We start from the raw sequence: 11,455 nt of genomic DNA, 5'->3' as shown, positions 1-11,455 counted from the left end.
CACTCAATAGGTCTCAAGGTGGAGCCGACCTTCTTTCTTGAGGGCCGCACCCACGCTATCCCAATCGAGTCCGGCGTTCTGTGCGATGTCTCGCAAGGCCATGACCACGCCTTCTTCCATGCTTTTGAGGCCGCAGACGTAAAAGCAGGTGTTCGGGTCTTTGAGCTGGGCCACCAGGTCGGCCGCGCGATCGCGCATGGCGTCCTGCACATAGCGCTTGGGTTTGCCGACTTCACGCGAGAAAGCGAATTCGATGTCGATGAAGTCCTTGGGCAGGTTGTTCAGCGGGCCAAAGTACGGCAGCTCGGCCGGGGTGCGTGCGCCGAAGAACAGCATCAGCTTGCCACCCTCGAACTTGCCGCTGGCCCGCAAGCGGCGGCGCCACTCGGTCATGGCCCGCATGGGCGCAGAGCCGGTGCCGGTGCAGATCATGACAATGTTGCTCTTGGGGTGGTTGGGCATCAGGAAGCTCGCGCCAAACGGCCCGATCACCTGCACCTTGTCACCGACCTGCAGATCACACATGTAGTTGGAGCCGACGCCACGTACCGGCTGGCCATCGTGGTCTTCGAGCACGCGCTTGATGGTCAGCGACAGGTTGTTGTGGCCCGGGCGCTCGCCGTTGCGGGGGCTGGCGATCGAGTACTGGCGCGCATGGTGCGGCTTGCCTTTGGCATCCAAGCCCGGTGGGATGATGCCGATCGACTGGCCTTCGAGCACCGGGAAAGGCATGCTGCCGAAGTCGAGCACGATGTGGTGGGTGTCGTAGTCTTGTTGCCCGTCTTGTTTGCCGACTTCGGTCACGCGCAGGTTGCCGGTGACGGTGGCGGTGATGGTTTTTTCGGCCGCTTTGGGGCCATAGAGGTTGGTATAGGCATGCGCTGCCGACCATGGCGGGATGGTGGCGCCGAACTGGGCCGAGTTGAAGCCCGACGCAGAGGCGGTGCTGGCCGCCGAAGCCGAAGAGGCCGCGGCCGCTTGCACAGCAGCTTGGGCTTCTTCTTGTGCGGCATCGCCAGGGCCACCGGCCTCAGCCAATTCCTCAGCGCTCAGTTCAGCAGGCAGCTCGTCCCACTTGAGTTGTTCTTCGATGCTGTAGGCCTTGGCCTTGGGCATCATGCGCCAGTTGTCAATCGAGCCTGTGGGGCATGGCGAGATGCAGTCCATGCAGAGGTTGCAGATGTCGGCCTTGACGACGTAGTTGAGCGAGTCGTGGGTGATGGCCCCAACTGGGCAGATCGCTTCGCAAGTGTTGCAGCGGATGCAGATTTCCGGGTCGATCAGGTGTTGTTTGATCAAGGTCGCTTCTGTGCTCATGTCTTGGATCTCTTGTTGTGTCTTTAGCGATTTGTTTTTGGTTTGCGAGGCCCGCAACGGTATGGCTTGGGGCCGGGCGCCTCATGCTGGAGTACCAGAAATCGGCGCCCGGCCCCAAGCCATACCGTCGCTCAGCGCCAGCGCAGACCTTGCAGTCTACTGGCGTTGGGTGTGCTTTGCGCACACCATGCAGTCATCAAAGGCAGGGGCGGGTGACGATTTCTGGCACCCCAGTATGAGGAACCCGCCCCTGCCTTTGATGACTGCCGCCCCACGAAGGAGGCAGCAGTCAAATCAGAGACTCAATCAGTTGAAACGGACGTAATCAAAGTCCACAGGCTGACGGTTGATGCCCATGACGGGTGGCGCGATCCAGTTGGCAAACTTGCCTGGCTCGACGCAACGGCCCATCAGACTGGCCACATAGGCGCGGTCTTCGTTGGTAGGCAACCACTCGCCCACTTTGGACATCCACTCTTCATCGCTCACCACACGGCCATCGGGCGTGATCTTGGCACCGGACAAAGAGCCGATGTTGCGGTGGAAAGCCTTGTGGGGCGCGGTCAAGGTGAAAGGAATACCGGCTTTGGAGATCACGCGGTTCCAACGCTCGATGCCGCCTTTGGAATCGGTGATGTAATCATCGCGCAGCACCTCGTTCAAAGCGTTGAGCATCGGCACTTCTTTCTCGACCAGCTTGCCGTCTTCGACCGACAGGATCTTGTAGCTGTTGCCCTTCAAGACGTGGTCATCGGTGCGCTTGCCTTCTTCGTAACGGCCCTTCAGACCGGAGCTGTAGAAGGTGGCGGCGTTGGACGACTGGTCGGCACCGAACAGGTCGATGGTCACCGAGAAGTGGAAGTTGATGTAACGCTGGATGGTCGGCAGGTCGATCACACCGGCGGCGCGCAGCTTGGCCACGTCATCGGTTTTGAGCTGGTTCATCACGTCCACGGTGCGCTGGATGGTGCGGCTCACGCCGGACTCACCCACAAACATGTGGTGGGCTTCTTCGGTCAGCATAAACTTGGTGGTGCGGGCCAATGGGTCGAAAGCCGACTCAGCCAAAGCGCACAGCTGGAACTTGCCGTCACGGTCTGTGAAGTAAGTGAACATGAAGAAAGACAACCAGTCAGGGGTCTTCTCGTTGAAGGCCTGCAGGATACGGGGGTTGTCTTCGTTGCCGCTGTTGCGCTGCAGCAGGGCGTCGGCTTCTTCACGGCCGTCTTTGCCAAAGTATTTGTGCAGCAAATACACCATGGCCCACAGGTGGCGGCCTTCTTCGACGTTGATCTGGAACAGGTTGCGCAGGTCATACATGCTGGGCGCAGTCAGGCCCAGGTGACGCTGCTGCTCGACCGATGCGGGCTCGGTGTCGCCTTGGGTCACGATGATGCGGCGCAGGTTGGCGCGGTGCTCGCCAGGCACGTCTTGCCAGGCTTTCTCGCCGATGTGGTCACCGAAGTGGATCTTGCGGTCTTGCTCGCCGGGGTTGAGGAACACGCCCCAACGGTAGTCGCGCATCTTGACGTGGCCAAACTGGGCCCAGCCTTGCGGGTCCACGCTCACGGCCGTGCGCAGGTACACGTCCATGTCGGTCGAGCCCTCGGGGCCCATGTCGTCCCACCAGTTGATGAAGTTGGGCTGCCACTGCTCCAAGGCGCGTTGCAGCGTGCGGTCTTCGCTCAAGTTGACGTTGTTGGGGATTTTTTCGCTGTAGTTGATACCGGACATGAGAGTCTCCAGAAATAAAAAAGCAACGGTGGGGTCAAATTTCGGTTGCAGCGCGGACCACCGGGCACCGCACTGCACAACGCAAAAACATCAAACGCGGTTCATATCAAACTGGACTTTTTCGCCTTTGCCGTAAACCTTCAGGGCACCTTTTTCGCCAACGGCGTTGGGGCGCTGGAAGATCCAGTTCTGCCAGGCAGTCAAGCGGCCGAAGATGCGGGTCAGCATGTTCTCTTGCTGAGCGAAACGCAGGTTGGCTTCCAGACCGGTCAAGGCGTCAGGCGACATGGACGAACGCTCTTCCAGGGCCAAACGGATCTCGTCAGCCCAGTCGATGTCGTCAGGCGCTGCCGTGACCAAGCCCAGGGCCAGAGCGGCGTCGGCATCCAAGGCCTTGCCGATGGCGCCGCGAGCGGCTTCCATCGCGGGCACTTCTTCATAAAAGCGGCGCTGCAGGCGGGTCTGGTCATTGACCATGGGGAAGAAACCAAAGTTCATTTCGTTCAGCTGAATCTTGGGGGCTTTGGCTTCGTCGTCCGGCAGCGCCAGCATGTAGGCACGGTCGGCACAGAAGGCCAATTCGGCGAGTGTGCCGACAAAACAAGTCCCCTCTTCGACCAAGGCAAACAGGCTGCGCGAGGTCACGTCCATCCGGGCCAGTGTGCGGCGCAGGTGACCGATGGTTTCGCGCACAAACCAGTGGTCTTTGTGGGCCAGCATGGTGGCATCCGAGGCCAGCACCGCGGCAGCGTCGCCCGAAGTCTTGATGACCCAGGTGCCGATGTCGAGTTCGTTGGTGCGCATGTGCAGGATGGCGTCGTCGAGTTCGCGCACCATCTGCAGCGGCCACCAGTTCACGCCTGCGGCTTCGATGCCGGCAATGTCGGTGGGCTGGGCCGTGGCAGGCGCCTTGACGGTGAAGGTGGCGATGCGCTTGGCGCGGTCGATGTCCACCGACACATTGGTGTAGCTCAGGCTGTCAGCCGCGATGGTGCGGTTGATCGGTGTGAGGGTCACACCTTTGGCGCCCACGGGGCGGATGCTGCCAGCGGCCAGCTTGGTGGCACGCTCTTTGACCACTTCCTTGAAGGCTGCGGGCTTGGCGATCGCGTCGACCAAACGCCAGTCCACGGCTTTTTGACCGCGCACGCCTTCGACGCTGGTGCAGAAGATGTCGGCCAGGTCGTGGCGCATATGGCGCTTGTCGGTCACGCGGGTCAGGCCACCGGTACCGGGCAGCACGCCCAGCAGGGGCACTTCAGGCAAAGACACGGCAGACGAGCGGTCGTCCACCAGCACGATGTCGTCGCAAGCCAGGGCCAGCTCGTAGCCGCCGCCCGCGCAAGCGCCGTTCAGGGCCGCGACGAATTTCAGGCCGTCGTGCTTGCTGGAGTCTTCGATGCCGTTGCGGGTTTCGTTGGTGAATTTGCAGAAGTTCACTTTCCAGCCGTGGGTGGACACACCCAACATGAAGATGTTGGCGCCAGAACAGAACACGCGGTCACGCGCGCTGGTCACCACCACGGTGCGCACTTCAGGGTGCTCAAAGCGGATGCGCTGCAGCGCGTCGTGCAACTCGATGTCCACACCCAGGTCGTAACTGTTGAGCTTGAGTTTGTAGCCAGGTCGGATGCCGGCGTCTTCGTTGATGTTGATCGACAAGGTCGCGATCTCGCCCTCAAAGGCCAATTGAATGTGCTTGTACTCGGCTGGGTTGGTCTGGTAATTGACCTGAAGGGAAGTGCTCATGTCGGTCTCCGTCGTGTAGGAAGGTTTGATGTTGGTCAAAAAATGCACTTCAGTGCATGCTTTGCTGAATTTTAGTGCCGATCAAGTCCACCCTCAATATGCACTTTAATTCATTTTATAGGTATTTACCCTAGGAAATGAAATTTCTTGCATCCCTCAAGACACCAAAGTCAGGTGCTGGCGAACCGAAGATCGCAAGGCCTCGAACGCCTGGTCTTCGGTGCGCCCGCTGGTGTTGATGGCCAGGTCGGCTTTGGAATAGAAGGCTGAGCGCCCCTCCAAAATGCGCTTGAGGTCTTCCATCGCCTCGCGGCTGGCCGCCATGGGGCGCATGTCGCCTTGTGCGGCCACGCGCCCCATGTGGTCAGCCGCATCGGCCTGCAGCCACACGGTGGTGCAGTGCGACAACAGCAGGTTGAAATTGGCCGAATCCGAGACCAAACCACCGGGTGTGGCGATCACCACTTCGGGGTAGATCTGAATGGCTTCTTCGAGGGCGCGCCGCTCGTAACGGCGGTAGGCGTTGGCCCCATAGAGGTTGTGGATCTCGCTGATCTGGCAACCGGCAAACTGCTCGATCTCGCGGCTCAGCTCAATGAAGGGAAAGCCCAGGTCCTTAGCCAAGCGCTGGCCCAGCGAGGTCTTGCCCGCGCCGCGCAAGCCAATGAGGGCGATGCGGTTCTTGCGCTCTTGCGCGTTACCGCCCTCGCCAAACATGTCGCTCAGCTGCACACGCGCACGGCGCAAATCGGCCTCGCTGCGTTTGGAGAGCAACTCGCGAATCAGCAGCCACTCGGGGGAAGTGGTGGTCACATCGCCCAGCAGTTCGGCCAGCGAGCATTGCAGGGCCTGCGCCACCTGCAAGAGCACCAGCACCGACACATTGCCCGTGCCGTATTCGAGGTTGGCCAAATGGCGCTCGGACACATCGGCCGCCACCGCCACGGCGCGGCGTGTCATGCCTTTGCGCGAACGCAAGGTGCGCACGCGCTCGCCCAGCGCTTCCAGAAAAGGACTGCGCCGGGTTTCGGGCTCGGAAACTTCCATCAATGTGGATTCAGGGGATGTCATGCTCAACCTTTGATCACCGACCAGGGAAAACCCTAGGAATTCATCAACCTCAAAACATGCACTTTAATGCATACTATCAGGCACGCACAATAGTGCATCACCCGCTGTTTATACCGCCAACTGAGCCTCTGGAACAGTTTTTTTGTGGCATGCCCCGGTGTGCCGACCCGAAACCACCAACCTGAATCACCCGCTGAAAGCCCCGCCCATGAACAGCCCCCTGCTCCCCAATTTTTTCGCTGGCCGCTGGCAGACCGGCACCGGCGAAGGCACGCCGATGTTCGACCCGGTGCTGAACACCGAGCTGGCCCGCGTGTCCAGCACCGGCATCGACCTGGCCGAAGGCTTTGCTTTTGCACGTGAAACGGGCGGTGCGTCCTTGCGCGCTCTGAGCTACGGCCAGCGCGCTGCGCTGCTCTCCAAGATCGTCGAGGTGCTGCAAGCCAACCGCGACGCCTACTACGAGATCGCCACTGCCAACAGCGGCACTGTAGCCAAGGACTCGGCTGTGGACATCGACGGCGCCATCTTCACACTGGGTTACTACGCCAAACAGGGTGCGGCCCTGGGTGACGCCACGCTGCTGCTGGACGGCCAGCGCATCCGCATGGCCAAGGACCCGGCTTTCCAGACCCAGCACATCCAGGTGCCGACCCACGGCGTGGCCCTCTTCATCAACGCCTTCAACTTCCCCAGCTGGGGCCTTTGGGAAAAAGCCGCGCCAGCCCTGCTCTCGGGCGTGCCCGTCATCATCAAACCCGCCACGGCCACCGCCTGGTTGACCCAGCGCATGGTCAAAGACGTGGTCGATGCGGGCGTGCTGCCCGTGGGCGCGCTGTCGGTCATCTGCGGCTCGTCGGCTGGCCTCATGGACCAGCTGCAGGCCTTTGACGTGGTCAGCTTCACCGGCTCGGCTGAGACGGGCCGGGTCATCCGCAGCCACCGCGCCGTGACCGAGCTGTCGGTGCGCTGCAACATCGAAGCCGACAGCCTCAACAGCGCCCTGCTCTCGCCCGCCGCCACAGCCGACAGCGAAGCCTTCAAGCTGCTGGTGGCCGAAGTCGCCCGCGAAATGACCGTCAAATCAGGCCAGAAGTGCACCGCGATCCGCCGCATTTTTGTGCCCCGCGCGCTCTACCAAGCCGCCGCCGAAGCCATTGGCGCACGCTTGACCAAAACCACCGTGGGCAACCCGCGCAATGAAACGGTGCGCATGGGCGCCCTGGTCAGTCAAGAACAAAAAGCCAGCGTGCTGGCGGGCCTGGCCCAGCTGAAAACCGAAGCCTCCGTGCTGTACGACGGCAACAGCGCCGCCCTGGTCGATGCCGACGCATCGTCCGCTTGCGTGGCCCCGGTGCTACTGGGCACCGAATCGCCCATGACGGCCCAAGTGCTGCACGCGGTCGAGGTGTTCGGCCCCGTCTCCACCCTGATGCCTTACGACAGCATCGCCGAGGCCTACGCCATGATCCGCCGCGGCGAAGGCTCGCTGGTCTGCTCGGTCTACAGCGAAGACCCGGCTTTCACAGCGCAAGCCTCGGTCGAGCTGGCCAGCAGCCACGGCCGCGTGCACGCGGTCTCGCCCGATGTGGCATCGCTGCACAGCGGCCACGGCAACGTGATGCCCATGAGCCTGCACGGCGGACCCGGCCGCGCCGGTGGTGGCGAAGAACTGGGGGGGCTGAGGGCACTCAATTTCTACCATCGCCGCACTGCGGTTCAGGGCAGTGCGCTGGCACTGGATGAGCTGGCCACGCAAGGCGCCGCCTTGTCCATATAAACCCCCCTTCACACGCACCCATCATTCCAACAACATCAGAGACTTCCGAGGAGACAAACCATGCGCCCCGTGCCCCCACCACCCGCAAACTTCAACTTCGCCCAGCACCTGATCGCCAGCAATGCTGGGCGTACCGGCAAAACCGCGCTGATCGACGATGCGGGCCGCATGACCTATGGCGAGTTGACCGAGCAGATCCGCCGCTTTGCAGGAGGCCTGCAGGCCATGGGGATCAAGCGCGAAGAGCGCGTGCTCTTGCTCATGCAAGACAGCAGCGACTGGGTCGTGGCGTTTTTGGGTTCGCTCTATGCGGGCGTGGTGCCGGTGGCCGTGAACACCTTGCTCACGGCCGAAGACTATGCCTTCATGCTGAGCAACAGCCGCGCGCAGGCCGCCCTGGTTTCGGGCGCCCTGCTGCCCACTTTGCAAAGCGCCTTGGGCCTGGTCAAAACCGAGGTGCGCCAGGTGGTGGTCTCGCGCCCCACAGGCCCCTTGGCACAGGGTCAATTCAACATGGCCGACTTTGTCGCCCAAAACCAGCCGGTGCTGCCGGCCCAGACCCTGGCCGATGAACCCGCTTTCTGGCTGTACTCGTCCGGCTCCACCGGCAAGCCCAAGGGCACGGTGCACAGCCAGGGCAACCTGTACTGGACCGCTGAGCTGTATGGCCAAGGCGTGCTGAACCTGCAGGAAAGCGACACCGTGTTCTCGGCCGCCAAGCTGTTCTTTGCCTACGGCTTGGGCAACGCGCTCACCTTCCCGCTGAGCGTGGGTGCCGCGGTGGTGCTGATGGCCGAGCGCCCCACCCCGCAAGCCACTTTCAAGCGCCTGGTCGACCACCAGCCCACCGTGTTTTATGGCGCGCCCACAGGCTACGGCGGCATGCTGGCCAGCCCCGATCTGCCCGCCAAAAACCAGGTCGCGCTGCGCCTGTGCTCGTCGGCGGGTGAAGCGCTGCCGCGCGACATCGGAGAACGCTGGACAGCCCACTTCGGCTGCGAAATCATCGACGGCATCGGCTCGACCGAGATGCTGCACGTCTTCCTGTCCAACCGCCCCGGCGATGTGCGCTACGGCACCACCGGCAAGCCCGTGCCCGGCTACGAAGTGCAACTGCGCAACGAGGACGGCAGCGTGGTCACGGGCCACAACGAAATCGGCGACCTGTACATCCAGGGCCCCAGCAGCGCCCTGATGTACTGGAACAACCGCGAAAAATCGCGCGACACCTTCCAGGGCGTGTGGACCAAGAGTGGCGACAAGTACACCCGCGACCCCGACGGCTACTACACCTACGCCGGGCGCAACGACGACATGCTCAAAGTCAGCGGCATCTACGTCTCGCCCTTCGAGGTCGAGGCCACGCTGGTGCAGCACCCCGCCATCCTCGAAGCTGCGGTGATCGGCAAGGAAGACACCGACGGCCTGACCAAGACCAAGGCCTTCATCGTGCTCAAACAAGGCCAAAGCCTGACCGAAGCCGAAGTCAAAGCGTTTGTGAAAGAGCGCCTGGCTCCTTACAAATACCCGCGCTTCATCGATTTTGTGGCTGAACTGCCCAAAACCGCCACGGGCAAAATTCAACGTTTCCGTCTGCGGGACATGGAAAAGCAATAAGGCACTCGCCAACCCATCTGGAAGATTGGCCCGAAAGAACTCATTTCCAACTTAAATCACCAAAGTAAATTAAAAAACCAAAGACATCACTTGGTCAGTAGAAACCCTTAAAATCACCAATTCAACGCAATAAGCGTTATTTTGGATGATTCATGCAAGTCAAAACACGGTTGATGCTGGGCGGGCTGGCGACTCTGATAGGTCTGTTGGCGGTGTCGCTGACAGCGCTGTTCCTCGAAAAGTCCAGCATGATGGACGATCGAAAAACCAAAACCCGTCATTTGGTGGAAGCGACACACACCATCTTGGTCCACTTCCATGAGAAGGAAAAGTCAGGCGACTTGACAGCTTCAGAAGCAAAAGAAGCGGCCATATCGGCCATCAATGCCGTACGTTACGAGCAGAAAGAGTATTTCTGGCTGAACGACCTGACCACGCCGATTCCCAAGATGATCATGCACCCCACGGTGCCAGCCTTGAACGGCAAGATCCTCGATGGTGCCAATTTCAACTGCGCCACAACGCTTCAGGCCGGGGTCGATGGTCCTGTCGAGAAAACCGACGGCAAGAAAAACCTGTTTGTGGCGTTCAATGAAGTGGTCCAAAAATCGGGGCACGGTTTTGTGACCTACAACTGGCCCAAGCCCAAATTGGGTGGCGGCACCACCGACGAGTTGTTTGAAAAGCTCTCTTACGTCAAGAAATTTGAGCCTTGGGGCTGGGTGATTGGCTCAGGCATTTACGTTGACGATGTCAACCGCAAATTTTGGGATTTGGCCCTTCAATTCGGCGCCATGGTCTTGGTGGTGATGCTCATCATCGCCGCCATGATCCGCTGGCAAGTGCAAAGCATCACACGCCCTCTGGACGAACTGCGTGCCATGGTGATGTCCATTGAGCGCTCATCTGACTTCTCACGCCGACTGACCATTGAGAGCCAAGACGAAGTCGGGCAAACAGCCATGGCATTCAACCAACTGATGTCCGCACAGCAATTGGCCATCGGCGAAGTCAACGCGGTGGTAGAAGCCATCGCAGCAGGTGACTTCAGCAAACGCGTCAACGCTGACCTCAAAGGCGATTTGGGGATCATGAAGGCAGCCGTCAACGCCAGCGCACAAAGCGTTGACGCCACCATGCAGGCCTTGCAAGAGGTGATGCATGCTCTGTCCAATGGCAACTTCAGCAAACGCATGTCCACCGAGGTACGTGGCGAATTGCGCACGGCCGTTGACAGCGCCATGCAGGCCATGGAAACACTGCTGAACGATGTTGGCACGGTCATGAACGGCGTCGCGCAAGGTGATTTGCGAGGGCGAATTCAAGCCCAAGGCCGTGGCGACCTGGCCACCTTGAAGGACAACATCAACCAGTCGCTCCAAGCTTTGGGCAACAGCATGGTGGCCATCAACAGCAACACCCGCCAAGTGGCAGCTGCGGCCAACGAAAGCAGCCAGGCCATCAACCAAATCAGTGATGGCGCGCAAAATCAGATGCACGCCATCGCTCAGTTGGCCAACGCGGTACGCGAAACCGCCGTGTCGGTCACAGACGTTTCGCGCAACACCGAAACAGCCAGTGCACGCTCACAAGAGTCGATGGCCATCGTGCGGTCTGGCAAAGACAAAATGTCGCTCATGGTCGAGGTGGTCAACGGCATCGCGGCCAACTCCGAAAAGATCAACAAGATCACCGAGGTGATCGAGAAAATCGCCAACAAAACCAACCTGCTGTCCTTGAATGCCGCCATCGAAGCGGCCCGCGCGGGAGAACACGGCAAAGGCTTCTCTGTGGTGGCCGAAGAGGTGGGCAAGCTGGCTTCGAGCAGTGCAGAGAGCACACAGGAAATCTCGCAACTGGTGCAAGACGCCGTTGCACAAGCCCGACACGCTGTGGCCACGGTACAAGAAGTCAGCCGCGATATGGAACGCATTGAGACAGGTGCGAACGAGGCCAACGGCATGATGCAACGCATTTCGGCAGCCCTTGAGCAACAAAGCTCAGCGGTTCAAGAGATCAATGCCAACGTCGCCAACCTGAACAAGATCGCAGAATCGAACGCGGCTGCCAGCGAAGAGATCGCAGCGACGGTGATCGAGTTGTCCAAAATCGCCGATGGCACTCGCCAGGAAGTGGACAAGTTCAAAGTCTGAACGCAGTCCTCTCGCGCTTGCCAATGCCTTGCCT

The 11,455-nt window shown here is 60.5% G+C and carries 7 protein-coding genes; 3 read left to right on the top strand and 4 right to left on the bottom strand.

Annotated features, from left to right (window positions below; genetic code table 11):
• Positions 1-3: 3 nt before the first annotated feature.
• The 4 genes from boxA to ACHEXL_RS02190 all read right to left on the bottom strand — a co-directional run bounded on the left by boxA (position 4) and on the right by ACHEXL_RS02190 (position 5,871).
• Complete coding sequence (boxA, locus tag ACHEXL_RS02205; RefSeq protein ID WP_416560425.1) at positions 4-1,317, bottom strand: benzoyl-CoA 2,3-epoxidase subunit BoxA; 1,314 nt, start codon at positions 1,315-1,317, stop codon at positions 4-6.
• Positions 1,318-1,623: 306 nt separating this feature from the next.
• Positions 1,624-3,051, bottom strand: coding sequence for a benzoyl-CoA 2,3-epoxidase subunit BoxB (gene boxB, locus ACHEXL_RS02200; protein ID WP_416560424.1), 1,428 nt, complete (start codon positions 3,049-3,051; stop codon positions 1,624-1,626).
• Positions 3,052-3,141: 90 nt separating this feature from the next.
• Positions 3,142-4,800, bottom strand: a complete 1,659-nt coding sequence (gene boxC / locus ACHEXL_RS02195; protein WP_416560423.1) for a 2,3-epoxybenzoyl-CoA dihydrolase — start codon at positions 4,798-4,800, stop codon at positions 3,142-3,144.
• Between the two features lie 156 nt (positions 4,801-4,956).
• Positions 4,957-5,871: a helix-turn-helix transcriptional regulator gene (locus tag ACHEXL_RS02190; protein ID WP_416560422.1), complete on the bottom strand. Its 915-nt coding sequence runs from the start codon at positions 5,869-5,871 to the stop codon at positions 4,957-4,959.
• A gap of 208 nt (positions 5,872-6,079) precedes the next feature.
• On the opposite strand from ACHEXL_RS02190, the gene ACHEXL_RS02185 reads away from it, so the two are divergent.
• The 3 genes from ACHEXL_RS02185 to ACHEXL_RS02175 all read left to right on the top strand — a co-directional run bounded on the left by ACHEXL_RS02185 (position 6,080) and on the right by ACHEXL_RS02175 (position 11,421).
• Positions 6,080-7,651 (top strand): 3,4-dehydroadipyl-CoA semialdehyde dehydrogenase, encoded by a 1,572-nt coding sequence (locus tag ACHEXL_RS02185; RefSeq protein WP_416560421.1) that lies wholly within the window; start codon positions 6,080-6,082, stop codon positions 7,649-7,651.
• Between the two features lie 60 nt (positions 7,652-7,711).
• Positions 7,712-9,268: a benzoate-CoA ligase family protein gene (locus ACHEXL_RS02180; protein ID WP_416560420.1), complete on the top strand. Its 1,557-nt coding sequence runs from the start codon at positions 7,712-7,714 to the stop codon at positions 9,266-9,268.
• Positions 9,269-9,420: 152 nt separating this feature from the next.
• Positions 9,421-11,421 carry a methyl-accepting chemotaxis protein gene (locus ACHEXL_RS02175; RefSeq protein WP_416560419.1) on the top strand — a complete coding sequence of 667 codons (2,001 nt, stop codon included), beginning with the start codon at positions 9,421-9,423 and terminating at the stop codon, positions 11,419-11,421.
• Positions 11,422-11,455: the final 34 nt, after the last annotated feature.

It is taken from the genome of Limnohabitans sp. YIMB22184 (genome assembly GCF_048020265.1).
GTDB lineage: Bacteria > Pseudomonadota > Gammaproteobacteria > Burkholderiales > Burkholderiaceae_C > Limnohabitans_A.
The sequence above is the reverse complement of the archived record's forward strand: the minus strand, read 5'-3'. Positions and strand labels throughout refer to the sequence as shown.